The 16,915-nt window shown below is 64.4% G+C and carries 16 protein-coding genes; 6 read left to right on the top strand and 10 right to left on the bottom strand.

Annotation, left to right across the window (positions count from 1 at the left end; all coding sequences use genetic code 11):
- Positions 1–51: 51 nt before the first annotated feature.
- Together FZF13_RS26810 and FZF13_RS26805 are read right to left on the bottom strand one after the other, a co-directional pair.
- On the bottom strand, positions 52–1,923 hold the full coding sequence (locus FZF13_RS26810) for a RiPP maturation radical SAM C-methyltransferase (protein WP_024923863.1): 1,872 nt from the start codon (positions 1,921–1,923) through the stop codon (positions 52–54).
- A 127-nt stretch (positions 1,924–2,050) separates the two neighbouring features.
- Complete coding sequence (locus FZF13_RS26805) at positions 2,051–2,308, bottom strand: hypothetical protein (RefSeq protein ID WP_137900408.1); 258 nt, start codon at positions 2,306–2,308, stop codon at positions 2,051–2,053.
- Positions 2,309–2,524: 216 nt separating this feature from the next.
- Between FZF13_RS26805 and FZF13_RS26800 the strand changes: the two genes are divergently transcribed.
- Both FZF13_RS26800 and mfd read left to right on the top strand, forming a co-directional pair.
- On the top strand, positions 2,525–2,827 hold the full coding sequence (locus FZF13_RS26800; RefSeq protein ID WP_024923861.1) for an FAD assembly factor SdhE: 303 nt from the start codon (positions 2,525–2,527) through the stop codon (positions 2,825–2,827).
- A 19-nt stretch (positions 2,828–2,846) separates the two neighbouring features.
- Entirely contained in the window at positions 2,847–6,335 is a 3,489-nt protein-coding gene (mfd, locus tag FZF13_RS26795) for a transcription-repair coupling factor (RefSeq protein ID WP_024923860.1), read from the top strand.
- A 153-nt stretch (positions 6,336–6,488) separates the two neighbouring features.
- Here the strand turns inward: mfd and FZF13_RS26790 are convergent, their stop codons facing one another.
- Positions 6,489–7,169 carry a DsbA family oxidoreductase gene (locus FZF13_RS26790; protein WP_024923859.1) on the bottom strand — a complete coding sequence of 227 codons (681 nt, stop codon included), beginning with the start codon at positions 7,167–7,169 and terminating at the stop codon, positions 6,489–6,491.
- A 34-nt stretch (positions 7,170–7,203) separates the two neighbouring features.
- Positions 7,204–9,018, bottom strand: coding sequence for an extracellular solute-binding protein (locus FZF13_RS26785; protein ID WP_024923858.1), 1,815 nt, complete (start codon positions 9,016–9,018; stop codon positions 7,204–7,206).
- A 219-nt stretch (positions 9,019–9,237) separates the two neighbouring features.
- On the opposite strand from FZF13_RS26785, the gene FZF13_RS26780 reads away from it, so the two are divergent.
- Together FZF13_RS26780 and FZF13_RS26775 are read left to right on the top strand one after the other, a co-directional pair.
- Positions 9,238–9,861, top strand: coding sequence for an invasion associated locus B family protein (locus FZF13_RS26780; RefSeq protein WP_024923857.1), 624 nt, complete (start codon positions 9,238–9,240; stop codon positions 9,859–9,861).
- A gap of 187 nt (positions 9,862–10,048) precedes the next feature.
- A complete protein-coding gene (locus FZF13_RS26775) occupies positions 10,049–11,101 on the top strand; it encodes a glycerophosphodiester phosphodiesterase family protein (RefSeq protein ID WP_024923856.1) in 1,053 nt (350 codons plus the stop codon).
- 56 nt (positions 11,102–11,157) lie between these two features.
- Here the strand turns inward: FZF13_RS26775 and FZF13_RS26770 are convergent, their stop codons facing one another.
- Positions 11,158–11,967: an alpha/beta fold hydrolase gene (locus FZF13_RS26770; RefSeq protein ID WP_024923855.1), complete on the bottom strand. Its 810-nt coding sequence runs from the start codon at positions 11,965–11,967 to the stop codon at positions 11,158–11,160.
- A complete protein-coding gene (gene choX / locus FZF13_RS26765) occupies positions 11,964–12,893 on the bottom strand; it encodes a choline ABC transporter substrate-binding protein (RefSeq protein ID WP_024923854.1) in 930 nt (309 codons plus the stop codon). The genes FZF13_RS26770 and choX overlap by 4 nt, the downstream gene beginning before the upstream one ends.
- A gap of 88 nt (positions 12,894–12,981) precedes the next feature.
- Between choX and betI the strand changes: the two genes are divergently transcribed.
- Entirely contained in the window at positions 12,982–13,590 is a 609-nt protein-coding gene (gene betI, locus FZF13_RS26760) for a choline-binding transcriptional repressor BetI (protein WP_024923853.1), read from the top strand.
- A gap of 112 nt (positions 13,591–13,702) precedes the next feature.
- Here the strand turns inward: betI and rpsI are convergent, their stop codons facing one another.
- From rpsI to FZF13_RS26745, 3 genes are all read right to left on the bottom strand, one after another.
- A complete protein-coding gene (rpsI, locus tag FZF13_RS26755) occupies positions 13,703–14,179 on the bottom strand; it encodes a 30S ribosomal protein S9 (RefSeq protein WP_024923852.1) in 477 nt (158 codons plus the stop codon).
- 2 nt (positions 14,180–14,181) lie between these two features.
- Positions 14,182–14,643 carry a 50S ribosomal protein L13 gene (gene rplM, locus FZF13_RS26750; protein ID WP_024923851.1) on the bottom strand — a complete coding sequence of 154 codons (462 nt, stop codon included), beginning with the start codon at positions 14,641–14,643 and terminating at the stop codon, positions 14,182–14,184.
- Positions 14,644–14,862: 219 nt separating this feature from the next.
- Positions 14,863–15,291, bottom strand: coding sequence for a winged helix-turn-helix transcriptional regulator (locus tag FZF13_RS26745; protein ID WP_024923850.1), 429 nt, complete (start codon positions 15,289–15,291; stop codon positions 14,863–14,865).
- Positions 15,292–15,446: 155 nt separating this feature from the next.
- On the opposite strand from FZF13_RS26745, the gene FZF13_RS26740 reads away from it, so the two are divergent.
- Positions 15,447–16,304 (top strand): NAD(P)H-binding protein, encoded by an 858-nt coding sequence (locus FZF13_RS26740; RefSeq protein ID WP_024923849.1) that lies wholly within the window; start codon positions 15,447–15,449, stop codon positions 16,302–16,304.
- A gap of 122 nt (positions 16,305–16,426) precedes the next feature.
- On the opposite strand, the gene FZF13_RS26735 is transcribed toward FZF13_RS26740, so the two are convergent.
- Entirely contained in the window at positions 16,427–16,867 is a 441-nt protein-coding gene (locus tag FZF13_RS26735; RefSeq protein ID WP_024923848.1) for a PaaI family thioesterase, read from the bottom strand.
- Positions 16,868–16,915: the final 48 nt, after the last annotated feature.

Below are 16,915 nucleotides of genomic sequence, written 5' to 3'. Positions count from 1 at the left end.
ACCACAGGGAACTGCAAGTGGGGCCGACTGTCCGTCGCCGACAGGGTTCTATCATGGTGCTGTCGCTCCCTTGGGCATCACGAACCCTGTCTGCGTCGGACCAGCCGAAGCTGGGTCGCATCTGCCCGCGCCGGCCCGCGTTTCAAACCGCTCCAACAGATTTTCGGACGCGGTTGCCAGCGGCAACAGCAGCCCGTGGTCGTCGTGCAGATAGCCCCAATCCAGTGCGCGCTTCAAAACGGCGTCCTCTCCGATCCCGGAGAGATAAGCCGCCATGGTTGCCTCGTTGAGGATTTCGGCGTCGACATGGGCGCAGGCGCGGGTGTCGATCATCAAATAACGGCCGGGCGACAGGTCGAGAACGCACAAAACCGGCATGGTGCGGTCCGGCGCCCACGCCGCCTTCCAGGCCGCGACGCCGTCGCCCAGACGCCGGGCAAGGTCGGGTCTTCGCCTCAGGCTGGAATCGTAGTCGCCGATGAAATGATAGGCCATGTCGTCGGCGCGTTCGATCGCCGGGAAGGCCAGCCCGTAGGCCGGTATGGGACGGACATTGGTGATCTTGTAGTCGTCCCGCTTGTCGAAATACGGACTGAACCGTTCGATGCTGAGCTGGCCGACCCCTACCGGCGGCTGCAGGTGTTGGAGCAGCGGGATCAGCTTGGCGGTCGCTTCATAAGCGGCGTCCTCGTCGCCGGGGAAATCGGTCAGCAGGTTCCATGCCGCCTCAATGCCCAGCGCACGGGCAAAACGCAGGCAGTCGAGGTTGATCTTGAGTGTGCTGCCCTTGCGCATCAGTTTCAGCACCGAGGTCGCAAGCGATTCGATGCCGGGCTGGATGCGCTCGACCCCCGCCGACTTCAGCAGTTTCATCTTCTGGAAGGAAAGATTGGCCTTCTGCTCGTAGAAGATGCCGACCTTGTTCTCGGCCTTGGCCAGCTCCGGCAAAAGGGTCGAGAAATAGGAATGGGGCATGATGTTGTCGACCATCATGATCCGCGTCGCCTTGTGCCGGGCGACCAGTTCGGTGAGCTCGCTGAATGCCTTCTCGGCCGACTTCTGGCGGTGCTGCATGCCGTTCGCGTTGAGGCCGCAGAAGGTGCAATGCTGCTTCGCCCCCCACCAGCAGCCGCGGCTGGTTTCGTAGGGCAGCCAGATTTCTTCGGGGCGCAACCCGTCGGGATGGATGTCGCAGCCCACGGTCTGCGCCAGCTGCGTGAAATAGTCGTCATAGTCGGGCGTCGGCGATTCATCGAGCGCTTCCAGCGGCTCGCCCCGGATGATCCTGTCCGGGGTCGGCTTCGCCTCATGCAGGCCGTCGAGGAAATTCACGAAGGTGACATCGCTCTCGCCCGAGAAGATGTGGTCGATCGAGCCTGCGAGCGGCTGGATGCCTTCCGACATGATGCCGTCGACATTGGCGCCGCCGAGCAGGAAGATTTTGTCCGGCGCGGCCGCCTTGGTTCGCTTAGCGATCGATAGTGCCGCCAGCGTCTGCTCGAAGACGGTGCTGAAGCCGACGATCCGCGCCGGCATCTTCGCCAGATTGTCGGCAAAGGCATCGGTCCATTGCTCGGCCGCATTCTGCAGCCAGTCGAGCGTGACGACCGACGGACCGGTCGCGTCGGCGATGGCGCGTTCGACCTCGGGTTCCATGCGGCGGTCCGCCCGCGCTCCGAACATGGCACGGGCAAAGATCCGCTCCCCGATCAGGAGCCCGGTGGGCGTTCCGCAAAGTTTCTGGTAGCGCCGCACCCCGATGCGGCCGGCAAAAGAGAGGTTGGCGTAGAGAACCTTTGCCCGGTAGCCGGCCTGTTCGGCGCGCGCCGCGATCACATGGGGCCCGAGTGCCGGCCGGTCGGGGCTGGCGAAGGGCGGCACGATCACCAGGATGTCGGCCATTCTATAGTCAGCGTCGAACATTGTGCACCTGCGCGGTTTTTGGCGAAGCCTTCCGCACCGGCTGGCGGCGCGGAAGGCTTGGGACGACGGACGGATGCCGGGTTCTCTTGACCTGGCCGGAATTTCGCCGGCCAGGCTTAAGCGTCGGTCAGAACTTGACGCCGACCGACACGGTGACTTCGGTTTCAGCGGCCGCCGACCCCGCCAAGCCGCCACCGGGGCGCGCTCTCAGCTTTTCGACTTCGCGTGAAAGCCGTGATGCCTCGGCGTCGGAAATGACCAGGCCCTTGGCCTTCAGGGCCTTGGACGGGTCGCTGATAAAACTGTCGCCGAACTTGACGTCTGTGCTTTTCAAGCTGGAAACAGCGGTCTTACTGGGTGTCTTGATGGTGGTTGCCTTGACCATGTTCATACTCCCTGTTGCTGTGAGACGGATGCGGCTGATTTGCTGGCGCAGATGACCAGAAAATCGCCGGCACGACTGTGAGCGCGGTCACAGTCGGCCTGCCAAGCGGCCGATTGGGCAGTTGCTGGCATGAGCCGTACGCGGTCAGGCGTTGCGAGGCTGACACCGCCTCCTATCCACGCTATATCGCCCCTGCCAGTGAGGGACGCCGCCACCATGACCGCAACGACAGCATTGAATGCAGAGCGGACGAACGAGCATCTGGACCCGCGCCGCAAGAAACTTCTGTTCCGTTCCTGGCATCGCGGCATGCTTGAGGTGGACCTGATTCTCGGCAACTTCGCGGAGCGCGAGATCGCCGCCTTGACCGCCGACGAGATTGACCAATATGAAAGGCTCCTCGAAATCTCCGATACGGTGCTGATGCCCTGGCTGACCGGTGGCGAGCCGGTGCCGGCCGATACCGGATTGCCGATCCTGCAAAAGATCCTGGCGTCGCGCCAAACGATCGAATTCTAAGCCCGACATTGAAACGACCATGGTTCTGATCCCCAAAATCGGTCTGCCGAAGGGCCGCGCTACTTCCCTTATCGTCGACGGCGTCGCCGACGGCTTCGAGGCCTTCGCGCTGGTGCAGGCGGCGAGCGAGATCGCGCCCGACGGCCCGGTGCTGTTCGTGGCCCGCGACGGTCAACGCCTGCCGACCATCGTCGAGGCGCTTGCCTTCGCCGCGCCCGGCCTGCCGGTGCTCGAACTGCCGGCCTGGGACTGTTTGCCCTATGATCGCGTCTCGCCCGGCTCCGACGCCGCCGCGCGCCGGCTGGATGCACTGGCGGCGATGGTTGCTCTGGCGCGCAAACCGCACCGTGCCATCGTGCTCACCACCGTCAACGCCCTGTTGCAGCGCATGCCGCCGGCCGAACTGCTGGAAGCCCAGACCTTCCATGCCCGTCCCGGCAACCAGGTCGACATGAACAAGCTGATCTCGCGGCTGGAGAATTCCGGCTTCGAGCGCGTGCCGACGGTGCGCGATGTCGGCGAATTCGCGGTTCGCGGCGGTATTCTTGACCTCTACGCGCCGGGCTGGAGCGAAGGGCTGCGCCTCGATTTCTTCGGCGACACGCTGGAATCGATCCGCAGCTTCGATGTCGCCAGCCAGCGCACCAGCGGCCAGCGCAAGTCGATGTCGCTGCAGGCGATGAGCGAGGTGGCGCTGACGCCGGAAACCATCAGCCGCTTCCGCCGTTCCTACATCGAAGCTTTCGGCGCCCCGTCGCGCGACGACGGGCTTTACGCGGCGGTCTCGGAGGGACGTCGTTTCGCCGGCATGGAGCACTGGCTGCCGTTCTTCTACGAGCGGCTGGAAACGGTCTTCGACTACCTGCCAGACGCGCCGGTGGTGTTCGATCACCTTGCGCACGAAGCGCTGAGCGAGCGGCACGACCTGATCGTCGATCACTACGAGGCACGCCGCAAGCAGGCCGACGCGGCGCTGAAGGACGCGGTTCCCTATAAGCCGGTGGCGCCGGGGCTGATGTATCTGGCGCCCGACGATGTGAAGGCCGCGACCGGCGAACGCGAGGCGATCGAGTTCACGCCTTTCGACGCGCCGGACGCCGGCGGCCGCAAGGTATTCCACGCCGGCTCGCGCGCCGGCCGCTCTTTCGCCGAGGAGCGTGCCGACCCCAACGCCAATGTCTTCGACGTGGCGGTCAAGCACATCGCCGAGGAACGCGCCGCCAAACGCCGCGTCGTCGTCGCCGGCTGGACCGAAGGCTCGCTCGACCGTCTCGGCCAGATCCTGGCCGAACATCATCTCGGCAATTTCAAGCCGGTCGCGTCGCTGGCCGAGGTTGAAAAACTGGCGCCGGGCGAGGCGGCTCTCGCCGTGCTGCCGCTGGAGACCGGCTTCGAGACCGACGCGCTCGTCGTCGTCGCGGAGCAGGACATTCTGGGCGACCGCCTGGTGCGGCGCTCCAAGCGCAAGAAGCGCGCCGCCGATTTCATCGCCGAGGCCGCTTCGCTGTCGCATGGCGATATCGTCGTCCATGCCGACCACGGCATCGGCCGCTTCGTCGGCCTGAAGACCATCGAGGCCGCCGGCGCCCCGCACGACTGCCTCGAAATCCGCTATGCCGGCGACGACCGGCTGTTCCTGCCGGTCGAGAACATCGAGCTTCTGTCGCGCTACGGCTCGGATTCGGCGGAAGCCACGCTCGACAAGTTGGGCGGCGGCGCCTGGCAGGCGCGCAAGGCGAAGCTGAAGCGCCGCCTGCTCGACATGGCTGGCCAGTTGATCCGCATCGCCGCCGAGCGCCAGATGCGCGCCGCGCCCGCCATGGTTCCGGCCGACGGGCTCTATGACGAGTTCGCCGCGCGCTTCCCCTATGAGGAGACCGACGACCAGCAGTCGGCCATCGACGCCGTCACCGAGGATTTGTCCGCCGGCCGCCCGATGGATCGCCTCATCTGCGGCGACGTCGGCTTCGGCAAGACCGAGGTGGCGCTGCGCGCCGCCTTCATCGCCGCCATGGAAGGTTTCCAGGTGGCGGTGGTGGTGCCGACCACGCTTCTGTCGCGCCAGCATTTCAAGACCTTCTCGCAGCGCTTCTCCGGCCTGCCGGTCAAGATGCGCCAGGCCTCGCGGCTGGTCGGCGCCAAGGAACTGGCCGAGACCAAGAAGGGCATCGCCGACGGCACCGTCGACATCGTCGTTGGCACCCATGCGCTGCTCGGCTCGGCAATCTCCTTCAAGAGCCTCGGTCTTTTGATCGTCGACGAGGAGCAGCATTTCGGCGTCAAGCACAAGGAACGCCTGAAGGAACTGAAGAGCGATGTGCATGTGCTGACGCTGTCGGCGACGCCCATTCCGCGCACGCTGCAACTGGCGCTGACCGGGGTGCGCGAACTGTCGCTGATCGCCACGCCGCCGGTCGACCGCATGGCGGTGCGCACTTTCATCTCGCCCTTCGACCCGCTGGTCATCCGCGAGACGCTGCTGCGCGAGCGTTATCGCGGCGGCCATTCTTTCTACGTCGTGCCGCGCATTTCGGATCTGTCGGAAATCCAGGATTTCCTCAAGGCTGAGGTGCCGGAACTGAAGGTGGCCGTCGCCCACGGCCAGATGCCGCCCGGCGAACTCGACGACATCATGAACGCCTTCTACGATGGCCAGTACGACGTGCTGCTCTCCACCACCATCGTGGAATCCGGCCTCGACATCCCGACCGCCAACACGCTGATCGTGCACCGGGCCGACATGTTCGGCCTGGCGCAGCTCTACCAGCTCCGGGGCCGTGTCGGCCGCTCCAAGGTGCGCGCCTATGCGCTGTTCTCGCTGCCCGCGAACAAGAAGCTGACCGACACCGCCGACCGCCGCCTGAAGGTGCTGCAGTCGCTGGACACGCTCGGCGCCGGCTTCCAGCTCGCCAGCCACGACCTCGACATCCGCGGCGCCGGCAATCTGCTCGGCGAAGAGCAGTCCGGCCACATCAAGGAGGTCGGCTTCGAACTCTACCAGCAGATGCTGGAGGAGGCGGTGGCCGAGGTGAAGGACAGCGGCGAGGTGGCCGACACCGGCTGGTCGCCGCAGATCACCGTCGGCACCGCCGTGATGATCCCGGAAAGCTATGTGCCGGACTTGCAGCTCAGGCTGGCGCTCTACCGCCGCCTCGGCGACCTTGAGACCACCGAGGAGATCGACGGTTTCGGCGCCGAGCTGATCGACCGTTTCGGCCCGTTGCCGGAAGAGGTGAAGCACCTGCTGAAGATCGTCTTCATCAAGGTTCTGTGCCGCCGGGCCAATGTCGAGAAGCTCGATGCCGGGCCGAAGGGCGTGGTCGTGCAGTTCCGCAAGAAGGAGTTCTCCAACCCGGCCGGGCTGGTGCGCTTCATCGGCGAGCAGGGCTCCCTGGCCAAGATCAGGCCGGACCAGAGTGTCGTCTTCATCCGCGATTGGCCGACGGCCGAAAAGCGCCTGGCAGGTTCCGCCGTGGTGATGACGCAACTGGCGAAGCTGGTAGCGTAGAACATCCGGTCGTCATTCCGGGCAAGCGAGGCGAAGCCGAGCGCCGACCCGGAATCCATTGGGAAGCGCGGCCGGGACCTGGATTCGCGTGGGCCGCCGAGAAATATGGCACGGTGATCCGCGTTGGCCGGCGGCATTCATATGCCGGGGCGGTTACCCCGCCTTGTCGAGCTCGCCGCGTGCCTTGGCGGCGGCCACCTGCCGGATCGCGTCGGCGATCGTTTCGGTGTCCTGCGCGCCCATCACCGCATAACGCTCCTCGATCAGGAAACACGGCACACCGGTAATGCCCATGCGCGCGGCGGTGGCGATCTCGGTGCGCACGGCTTCGACATCGGCGTCGGTCGGCAACAGCGTTTCCACGACGGAGGCGTCCATGCCCGCCTCGCGCGCGGCCGCGATCAGCACCTGATGGTCGCCGGTGTTTTCGCCGCGCTCGAAATAGGCGCCGAACAGGCCGGTCACCAGCCGGTTCTGCACGGCCTCGCCGACCGGCCCGGCCCAGCGGATGACGCGATGGGCATCGAGCGTGTTGGGTGCCACCTTGATGGCGTCGAAGTCGAAAGAGATGCCTTCCGCGGCGCCGAGCGAAACGAGGTTGGCGTGAATTTGTTTGAGCCGGTCGCCGTCGCCAAACTTCGCCTGCATATAGGCCTTGCGGTCCTTGCCTTCCGCCGGAATGGTCGGGTCGAGCTGGAAGGGTCGCCAGCGCACCGTGACATCGACATCCTTCACCGCTTCGATCGCCTGCTCCAGCCGTTTCTGGCCGAGGAAGCACCAGGGGCAGACGACGTCCGACACGACATCGATGGTCAGGGAGGTTGTCTCGCTCATCCTCGATCCTTTCGGCAACTCAGTTCGGCCCAGCTCAGTTCGGCTTACGCCACCACACCGGCAACTGGTAGCCGAACAGCGCTGTCGCCTTGGGGTGATCCAGGTAGTTCCAATAGGCGATCCACTGCTCGGCATTGTATTGCATCGGCACCATATAGTTGCCCGAGATCAGCAGCCTGTCGAGCACGCGCACCGCGGCGACGAAATCTTCCTTGCTGTGAGCGTTCAGCATGGCGTTGATCGCCGCGTCCACCGCCGGGTCGGCGACGCCGGCAAGGTTGAACGAACCGTCGACCTTGGCCGCGGCCGAACCCCAGCGCATGGTCTGCTCGATGCCGGGCGAAAGCGAATTGTTGAAGCCGCTGGCCCCGATCAGCGACTCGAAATCGTAGCGCTGCTTGCGCGACTGGATCTGGTCGCCGTCCAGCGCGCGGATGGTCACCGCGATGCCGATCTTGGCGAGCGTGCGCTGGTAGAGCGCGGCCAACCGCTCCTCGTCCTGCGAAGCGGTGATGATCTCGAAGCCGAAGGGGTGGCCCTGCGCGTCGAGCATCTGGCCGTTCTCGATGTGATAGCCCTGCGTCTTGAACAGGTCGAAGGCGGCCTTCAGCACCTTGCGGTCCTGTCCCGAGCCGTCAGTGACGGGCGGACGCCAGCTGCCGTCCATGACGTCCGGCGGCACGCGGCCGGGGAAGGGTGCCAGAAGCGCTTTTTCCTTGTCGGAGGCCGGGTGGCCGAGCGCCGACAACTCCGACCCCTGCCAGTAACTCATGGTGCGGGTGTAGCGGCCGTTGAACAGATTCTTGTTGGCCCATTCGAAGTCGTAGAGCATGCCGAGCGCGCGGCGCACCTCAGGGTTGGAGAATTTCGCCAGCCTGGTGTTGAACAGGAAGCCGGTGACCACCGGCGGAATGCCGGTCTTGAAGGTTTCCGCCACCACGTCGCCGCGCTTGAAGGCGGGAAAGTCCATGTCGCGCTCGCGCTTGACCGGGTCGCTCTCGGTGTTGACGGCGCAGATGCCTTTCTTGAACGCCTCGAGCTGGGCATTGGCGTTCAGGAAATATTCGATGGTGATCTGGTCGAAATTGTCGAAGCCGCGCTTGGAGGGGATGTCCTTGCCCCAGTAGTCGGGGTTGCGCTTGAACACGATGCGCTGCCCGGGCGCCACCTGCGCCACGGTATAGGGACCGGAGCCGACCAGCGGCTTCAGCGTGGTCTGGTCGAACGTGTCCTTGTTGAAGGCGTGTTTGGGGATGATCGGCGTCAGCGCGATGATCAGCGGGAATTCGCGGTCGGACTGGTCGTTGAAGGTGAAGCGCACGCTGCGCTCGCCCGTCTTCTCCAGCTTGGCGATCTTCTTCATGCGGTCGGAATAGGGCGGGCGGCCCTTTTCAGTGAAGACGTTGTAGCTGAACAGAACGTCTTCCGGCGTCACCGGCTGGCCGTCCGACCATTTGGCCTTGGGGTCGAGGTGGAATTCGATCGACTTGCGGTCCTCGCTCATATCGGCGGTGTCGGCTAGCAGGCCGTAGAGGCCGAACGGCTCGTCGTAATTGCGCTGCATCAGCGGCTCGAAGACGAGGTTTCCGTAGACCGTGTCGATCATGCCGCGCGCGGTGGTGCGCAGACTCTTGATGATGAACGGGTTGAGATTGTCGAACGAGCCGACCACGCAATAGGTGACATTGCCGCCCTTCGGCGCTTCGGGGTCGGCATAGGGGAAATGCGTGTAGCCGGCTGGCAGTTCCGGCTCGCCCTGCATGGCGATGCCGTGTTTTGGCTCGGCCTGGGCAAGTGCGCTGCCGAGCAGAAGAAACGCGGCGGTCAGCCAGGGAAACGAGCGGCTCATGCCGTATCCTCGAACGAGATTGTGTGATTCGGGACGCAACCTAGCATGAGCTGTGGCCGTACCGTGGTCATAGCCAAGAAATACGGTCGTTGGGCTGGATTCGGCTGCAATGCCGGTGTAACACGCCGACCAAGCCATTCTGTTGCCTCATTTGGGCAAGAGGTAGCACGCCAAAGGGCCGAAGGCCGCTCGGGGATCACGTTAGAGGAATTCCATCATATGATGAGCTTGAACAGCAAAGCTTTCCGCCTCCCGCTCATGGTTGCCGGCGTCGCCGGTGTGCTGGGTGCTGGCGTTCCGGCTGCATCCGCCCAGCAGCAGATCCCGCAGGGTTGGTTCAAGGCCTGCACCAAGCAGGAAGACGTCGACATCTGCAACGTGCAGAACATCACCACCGCCAACAACGGCCAGCTGATCACCGGCGTCAGCCTGATCGACCTGCGCGGCAAGGTGAACCGCAAGGTGTTCCAGGTCACCGTGCCGACCGGCCGTCTGGTGCCTCCCGGCATCGGCCTGCAAATCGACGCCGGCAAGGCGCAGAAGCTTGACTATGTCATCTGCTTCCCGGACCGCTGCGTGGCCGAAGTGCCGCTGACCGACCAACTGGTTTCGTCCTTCAAGAAGGGCCAGCAGATCACGCTGACCTCGATCAATTTCCAGAACCAGCCGAACCCGATCAAGATTTCGCTGGCTGGCTTCGGCACCGCCTTCGACGGCCCGGCCATGCAGCAGTCCGACATCGAGGACCGCCAGAAGAAGCTCCAGGAGTTCGTCAACAAGAACAACCAGGACTTCTCCAAGAAGCTCAAGGAAGAGCAGGACAAGGCCAAGACCGCCAACTGATCGTCTTCCAGGGCGCCTGAACGCCCGGTAGAGAATTCGAAAAAGCCCCGCTTCGGCGGGGCTTTTTTGTTGGCCTGGCGGCGATGCGGGTTCCTGGCCACGTCTTTCGCAAGCCGGCTTCGTTCACGGCGCCGTCATGGCGGGCCGCTATTGCGGCGCCGACTGGTCCGGCACGGAGCGATTCTCAATGCGGATGGCGTGGTTGGGCGCGGCGGTGGCCGCGATGCTGGCGGCTTTTCCCGCGGTGGCGGCCGACACCGGCCGTGCCGCGCAGATCCTGGAGCGGCTGCACAACGCCAACCAGTGGCGCGACCATGTCATGGTCGTCGCCCATCGCTCCGGCGGGCTGCAGGCCGGTAAGGCACGGTTCCCGGAAAATTCGCTGGCCGCCGTCGAGGATGCAATCGCCGCTGGCGCCGAGATGGTCGAGGTCGATGTCCGTCGCTCGAAGGACGGCGTGCTGGTGATCATGCACGACAGCTGGCTCGACCGCACGACCACCTGCAACGGCGAGGTGGCGGAACGCACGCTGACCGAAATAAAGACATGCCGGCTGGTGATCGAGGCCGGCCGCGTCGCCACGCCAGAGACCGTCTCGACGCTACGCGAATTCCTATCGGCGACCCGGGGCCGCATCCTGGTCAATGTCGACAACAAGCTGGGCACCGAGGCGCTGCCGGCGATCATCGCCGAGGCGCGCGACCTCGGCATGGCCAATGAGGTCGTGGTCAAGGAAAACATCTGGAACGACGCCCGCATCGCCGAGGTGGGCGCGGCGTTGAAGGCGGCGGGACGCGGTTTTCAGTTCATGCCGATCGTTGCCGACGATGCCGTGCGCGATCCGGTTTTCGTCGCCAAGGTCGCCGGCGCCTTCGCCGTCGATGCGATCGAGCTGATCAACTGGCGCAACGGTGCCGAAAGGCTGACCGAAACCGGCGGCGCGCTGTTTTCGACAAAAGTGCGGGCGGCGGCCGTGCGCGGCGACTGGCATCTGTGGGCCGACACCTACGCCATCCTGAACAAGCCGGGCGGCTCTCTTGCCGGCGGGCGCGGCGACGAACTGGCGGTGGCGGCCAGCCTGCCGGCCGAGAGCTGGGGTTTCTGGGCCGAGCGCGGCGCCACCATCATCCAGACCGACGAGCCGCGCGCGGCGATCGAATGGCTGACCGCCAACGGCTATCGCGTGCCCTATGGCATGGCGCGACCGCAAATGCCGACGACGACGGCGAGCATCAACTGAGATCATCGTCCGGGGCGTAAGCACCATGGGCTTCGGTCATGGCAGCAGGGGGTGTTCTATACCGTGGCCGGAAATGCCTGCGTGATGGCCGCTGCCACCCGTTTCGGCGAATCCCAGTGCGGGTTGTGCCCGCAATCCGCAAGACGCATCGCCACCGCATCAGGAAACGCGGCCGCCAGCGCTTCGTGATGCGCCTTGCTGAACAGATCGTCGTCCGCGCCGCTGATGATCAGGACCGGCATGTCGATGCGCGACGCCTGTTCGGTCAGGTCGCAGTCGCGCAGAGCCTGCAGGATGGCACGCCACCTGTGCGCCGGCATGGCGGCGGCCTCCTCGGCCAGTCGCGCCAGAAATGTCTCAGGCACGCCTGGATGGCAGTGATGCCAAAGCTCGAAGAACGGAGCGTTCGGGTCGATAGGGTCGCGCAACGCGTTCACCCCAACGACGACCGGGTGATCATCGGCGAGTTCGGGCTGCAACGTTGCCGCCAGCAGGACGAGCCCTGCGAACGCTCCAGGTCGGGTTGCCGCCAGTTCGATCGCGACCATCGATCCGAGCGAATGTCCGACCAGCACGGCCGGCTCCATGTCCAGGGCGGTCATGAAGGCCGACATCTGCCGGGCGAGATCGGCTGGCGTCCAGCCATCATGGCCTGGCGCCGAGCCGCCATGGCCGGGCAGGTCCGCGATGATGAGGCGACGGCCCGCCAGTTGCGAGGTAATGAGCGAAAAGCTGCGGCTGCTGTCGGTAAAACCGTGCAGCAAGAGCAGCGGCGGGCCGGCCCCCTCGAATTCGACATAGGCGATGCGGGCACCGCCAGCGTCGACGAAGCGCTTGCGGCCCAGCCACGCGTCAGTGCCTGTCATAGGCCAAGCTTCGCCTTCACCGCGGCCAGTGCCGGCTGGCCGTCGAACGTGGTCACGCCGGCAAGCCAGGTCTCGAGCAGTGCAGGGTTCGCGGCGATCGCCTTGCGGCCCGCGGCGGTTGGCGCCATGCCGTCATTGATGAGGTAGCCCATGCCGGCATTTTCCAGCGCCACATTGAATGTCAGGTTCGTCAGCAATTTCGTGACGTTCGGGCAGGCGGCGGCATAGCCCTTTCGGGTCTGGGTGGAGACCGTCGCGGCGCCCAAATCGGGGCCGTAGAACTTGTCGCCTCCGGTCAGATAGCGCAGGTCGTAGCTGACATTCATCGGATGCGGCGCCCAGCCCTGAAAGACGATGAACTGCTTTTCCTTGATCTTGTAGCCGACCTCCGAGAGCATGCCGGCTTCGCTGGACTCCACCACTTCCCAGCTCGCGAGTTCCAGCGTGGGATCGGCAATGGCATCCATCATCAGCTGGTTGGAGCCGGGTTCGATGCCGTACATCTTGCGGCCGAACTTGTCGGCGAATTTGTGCAGATCCTTGAAATCCCGGACCCCTGCATCCCAGACATAGGCCGGCACGGCGAATGTGTATTTCGCCCCGACGAGGTTGAGCTTCAGGGTCTCGACCGAGCCGTCCTCCTTGTAGGGCTTGTAGTAGGTCACCATGGCCGGGTCCCAGTAGCCGAGGAACACGTCCAGGTCGTTGTTCTTCATGCCTTCGTAGATGACGTTGATGCCCAGCACATCGCTCTTCGGCTCATAGCCCAGGGCTTCGAACAGGACATGGGCCACGCCGGTGGTGAAGGCGAGGTCGTTCCAGCCGGGTTCCGCCATGCGAACCGCCTTGCATCCGGCGGGATCGGCGGCGTGGGCCTCGGTGGCGACGCCGCAGGCGATCAAGACGATGATGGCGAAGTTCCGCATGTCGAGCGCTCCCATTATCCGTTTGGTATGATTATTGACCCATGGGACAATAATTGATCTGGAGGGGCAGAAATGTCAATCTCGATTCATGCATGATCGTCCAGCCAGACTCACCCGCATCAGCGAGATCCGCCGCAAGGAACTGCGGCAGGCAGCCTTTGCCGTTCTGCAAAAGGAGGGGGTGGCAGGCATGACGCTGGAAAAGGTTGCCAGCCACGCCGGTGCCTCGAAGGGCATCGTCCTGCACTACTTCCGCAAGAAGCAGGAACTCTTCGAGCACACCATGCGCGAGGCCAACGCCGCACTTCGCGATGCGGTCGTGGCGCGGCTGAAACGCGCGCGCACACCCATGGAGCGGCTCGAGGCGGTGATCGACGGCAATTTCGAGCCCGAGCTGTTCCAGCCGCCGACCTGTCACGCCTGGCTGTCGCTGTGTGCCGAGGTGCCGCGCGACGAAAAGCTGAAGCGCATCCAGAAGGTCATTCATGCCCGCATGCATTCAAACCTGATGTCGGGGCTGTCTCGTCTTGTGGCGCCTGAACAGGCGCGGGACATCGCCCTCGGTATCAGCGCCCTGATCGATGGGCTGTGGCTGCGCCTTGGCCTGGAGGCGGGCAGTGTCGACCGCGACACGGCTGTCGCACAGGTGAGGGGCTATCTCGATTTGCGGCTGAGGGCTCTGTCCGCGCCTGTCTGACGAACTGTCGTGGCATTGGCGCAATGGTGTCGCCGGGTGATTGGCTAGCCACCAGCCCAAACAAAAAAGGCCGCCCGGAGGCGGCCTTTTCGTATTCGGTTCCGAAAAGCGCTTAGCGCTTCGAGAACTGGAACGAACGACGGGCCTTGGCCTTGCCGTACTTCTTACGCTCGACAGTACGGCTGTCGCGGGTCAGGAAGCCGCCCTTCTTGAGCACGCCGCGCAGCGCCGGCTCGTAATAGGTCAGCGCCTTGGAGATGCCGTGACGCACGGCACCGGCCTGGCCGGAGAGGCCGCCGCCGGTGACGGTGGCGATGATGTCGTACTGGCCGGCGCGGTTGGCCGCGATGATCGGCTGGTTGAGGATCATCTGCAGGACCGGACGGGCGAAGTAAGCGCCGAATTCCTTGTCGTTGACAGTGATCTTGCCGGAGCCGGGCTTCACCCAGACGCGGGCGATGGCGTCCTTGCGCTTGCCGGTGGCATAGGCGCGGCCCGACTTGTCGAGCTTCTGGACGTGGACCGGAGCAGCCGGCTGCGCGGTCTGCGCGACGGTGCCGAGTTCTGCGAGCGAGGAAAGCTCAGCCATTATCAAGCCCTCTTGTTCTTGGCGTTCAGCGCGCCGACGTCGAGCGTCACAGGCTGCTGGGCGGTGTGCGGATGCTCGGCGCCAGCATAGACGCGGAGGTTCTTCATCTGGCGACGGCCGAGCGGGCCGCGCGGGATCATGCGTTCAACCGCCTTCTCGACGACGCGCTCCGGGAAACGGCCTTCGAGCAGCTGGCGCGCGGTGCGCTCCTTGATGCCGCCGGGGTGGCCGGTGTGCCAGTAGTAGACCTTGTCGGTGTACTTCTTGCCGGTGAACGCGACCTTGTCGGCGTTGATGATGATGACGTTGTCGCCATCGTCGACATGGGGCGTGAAGGTGGGCTTGTTCTTGCCGCGGAGGATGTTGGCGACGATGGAGGCGAGACGGCCGACGACGAGACCCTCGGCATCGATCAGCACCCACTTCTTCACCACGTCCGCAGGCTTCTGCGAAAAGGTTGCCATGGTTACATGCTTTCGTTTGGGACCTTCAAAAGAAGGCGTTTCTTGTTGCTTTTATTGGCAAGAGGCCGGAGCCCTTGGTCAATAACAAAACGGCGGCCTTTACGGGCCGCTGCTTTGGATGGGCTTATAGGGGAGGGTGACGCCCCCGTCAAGGCGCGAAAAGTGGCCATCGCGCCGAAAATTCATTCAAAAACAGCATGTTATGAAAAAGGTATTATTTTACCTCATCCCGGCGGGCTGGATGAGCCCGCGTTTGGCACCATTGGCCGTGACCGCATTGTCGGCGCAGGCGCAATCTCGGTCGAAGCGATCCTGCGCCGCCAGCACCGCATCGATGTTGGCTTCGGCCCATTCCGTGATGGTGGAGAGCTTCTCCGAAAGCGTCCTGCCAAGCGGGGTGATCGAATACTCCACCGTCACCGGCACTGTGGGGAAGACCTCACGTAGGATCAGCCCGTCGCGGCCGAGCCGTTTCAGCGTCTGCGACAGCACCTTGGTCGAGATGCCCTCGACGTCGCGCCGCAACTGGTTGAAGCGCACCGGCTCCCGCGAGATCTTCCACAACACAAGTGCCGTCCATTTGTCGGCGATGTGGTCGAGCAGGAGCCTTGTCGGGCAATTCTCGGCATAGACATCGTATTTGCGCATCGGGCATCCCTTGAAGGCGATTTCCTGCTGGTAACCTGCATACCGGCGGCGGCACCTTGTAACCGCGAAGTGCTCTCTTTTTACCCAGCTATCCAGTCGCTAACAAGCTTCCGTTTGAAACCCACTTTCCAAAAGAAAGCGTCAAGGAGCTTGATATGTCCAAAGGAAAAATCCTGGTTCTGGCTGCCACCGGCAATGTCGGCGCGCCGCTGGTGGCCGAACTCCTCGGCAAGGGCGAGAAGGTCAAGGCAGCGAGCCGCAGCGCCACGCCTGCTCTGTCCGCCGGTGCCGAAGCTGTGCGGCTGGACCTCAGCGACCCGCGCGGCCTGGAGCCGGCGCTGGAAGGCGTCGACCGCATCTATGCGGTGTCGCCGACCGGTTATCTCGACCAGGTCGGCCTGCTCGGCCCCGTCGTCGAAGCAGCCGCCACGCGCAACATCAAGGTCGTGTTGCAGACGGCGATCGGTGTCGATGCCTCGGACGCCATCCCGTTCCGGCAGCTGGAATTGCGGCTCGAACGCTCCGGCGCGCCGTTCGTCATTCTGCGGCCCAACTGGTTCAGCGACAATTTCGCGACCTATTGGGCGGCTGGCGTCCAGGCCGGCGAAATCCGCGTTCCCGCCGGCGAGGGCAAGACGAGCTTCATCGATGCCCGCGACATCGCCGCCGCCGCCGCCGGCGCGCTGACCAGCGACCGGCACGACGGCAAAGCCTTCGCGCTCACCGGTTCCAAGGCCTACGGTTATGTCGAGGCGGCCGCGCTGTTGTCGAACGCGCTCGGACGCACGATCCAATACCGTTCCGTCGACGACCGCACCTTCGTCGCGGATACCGTCCGCAACGGGTTGTCGCAGGGCTATGCCGAGCTTCTGGCCGCGATCTTTCATCCCGTCGCCGAGGGCTGGGTCGCCGCCGTCACCGACTCCGTCGAGCTTCTGTCCGGCAAAAAGCCGCGTTCGCTGGAGGATTCGATCGGCGCTATCGCGGGAAGGCTTCAGGCTCGAGCGGCGTGACGAGGTAGTGCCGGCCTAGGCGGAGGGGCGCTACGTCTGATTGGAGAAGCGTCGTGCCCCTCGGTCGCCTTTGGCGACACCTCTCTCGAAATCGGGGGAGGTCTACGGCGTGAAAGCCTCGCTCAGCGCTTCGGCGGGATCGAATAGGTGCCGGTCGCGTGCGCGATCGTGTGGCCGCCGGCGACGATATCGATGTCGTAGACCATCAGGTTCTTGCCGAGCTTCAGGATACGGCAATGGCCGTCGATCGGCCCGGCCTCGGCCTTGCGCATGAAGTTGATGTTGAGATTGGTGGTGACGGACAGCGCGTCCGGCCCGGCATGCGAGAGCACGCAGACATAACCGCCGATGTCGGCCAGCGTGAACAGGCAGGGGCCGGACACCGTGCCGCCGGGGCGCAGGTGTCTTTCGTCGGCGTTGAGCCTGACCGTGCAGCCGCCGGGAAAGACGTCGACCGCCTCATAGGCCTGAAGGTCGTTGTTGAGTTGCGGATAGACTGATTTCAGCAATGCATTGACCTCTTGCGCCGTCAGCACTGGCTTCAGATTGTCCTGCTTCGGCATGGCATGGTCCGTTTGCTGTCGTGGCGCATGGGTGGCTATTCGGCGCCT

Source organism: Mesorhizobium terrae (assembly GCF_008727715.1).
Taxonomy (GTDB): Bacteria; Pseudomonadota; Alphaproteobacteria; order Rhizobiales; family Rhizobiaceae; genus Mesorhizobium; species Mesorhizobium terrae.
The sequence above is the reverse complement of the archived record's forward strand: the minus strand, read 5'-3'. Positions and strand labels throughout refer to the sequence as shown.

What these genes read in the sequence shown, in the direction of transcription:
- FZF13_RS26805 (WP_137900408.1), bottom strand. Translation starts at nt 2,308, where the DNA reads ATGGTCAAGGCAACCACCATCAAGACACCCAGTAAGACCGCTGTTTCC.
- FZF13_RS26745 (WP_024923850.1), bottom strand. Translation starts at nt 15,291, where the DNA reads ATGCGCAAATACGATGTCTATGCCGAGAATTGCCCGACAAGGCTCCTG.
- betI (WP_024923853.1), top strand. Translation starts at nt 12,982, where the DNA reads ATGCATGATCGTCCAGCCAGACTCACCCGCATCAGCGAGATCCGCCGC.
- FZF13_RS26780 (WP_024923857.1), top strand. Translation starts at nt 9,238, where the DNA reads ATGATGAGCTTGAACAGCAAAGCTTTCCGCCTCCCGCTCATGGTTGCC.
- FZF13_RS26785 (WP_024923858.1), bottom strand. Translation starts at nt 9,018, where the DNA reads ATGAGCCGCTCGTTTCCCTGGCTGACCGCCGCGTTTCTTCTGCTCGGC.
- FZF13_RS26770 (WP_024923855.1), bottom strand. Translation starts at nt 11,967, where the DNA reads ATGACAGGCACTGACGCGTGGCTGGGCCGCAAGCGCTTCGTCGACGCT.
- FZF13_RS26775 (WP_024923856.1), top strand. Translation starts at nt 10,049, where the DNA reads ATGCGGATGGCGTGGTTGGGCGCGGCGGTGGCCGCGATGCTGGCGGCT.
- choX (WP_024923854.1), bottom strand. Translation starts at nt 12,893, where the DNA reads ATGCGGAACTTCGCCATCATCGTCTTGATCGCCTGCGGCGTCGCCACC.
- FZF13_RS26810 (WP_024923863.1), bottom strand. Translation starts at nt 1,923, where the DNA reads ATGTTCGACGCTGACTATAGAATGGCCGACATCCTGGTGATCGTGCCG.
- rpsI (WP_024923852.1), bottom strand. Translation starts at nt 14,179, where the DNA reads ATGGCTGAGCTTTCCTCGCTCGCAGAACTCGGCACCGTCGCGCAGACC.
- rplM (WP_024923851.1), bottom strand. Translation starts at nt 14,643, where the DNA reads ATGGCAACCTTTTCGCAGAAGCCTGCGGACGTGGTGAAGAAGTGGGTG.
- FZF13_RS26735 (WP_024923848.1), bottom strand. Translation starts at nt 16,867, where the DNA reads ATGCCGAAGCAGGACAATCTGAAGCCAGTGCTGACGGCGCAAGAGGTC.
- FZF13_RS26790 (WP_024923859.1), bottom strand. Translation starts at nt 7,169, where the DNA reads ATGAGCGAGACAACCTCCCTGACCATCGATGTCGTGTCGGACGTCGTC.
- FZF13_RS26800 (WP_024923861.1), top strand. Translation starts at nt 2,525, where the DNA reads ATGACCGCAACGACAGCATTGAATGCAGAGCGGACGAACGAGCATCTG.
- FZF13_RS26740 (WP_024923849.1), top strand. Translation starts at nt 15,447, where the DNA reads ATGTCCAAAGGAAAAATCCTGGTTCTGGCTGCCACCGGCAATGTCGGC.
- mfd (WP_024923860.1), top strand. Translation starts at nt 2,847, where the DNA reads ATGGTTCTGATCCCCAAAATCGGTCTGCCGAAGGGCCGCGCTACTTCC.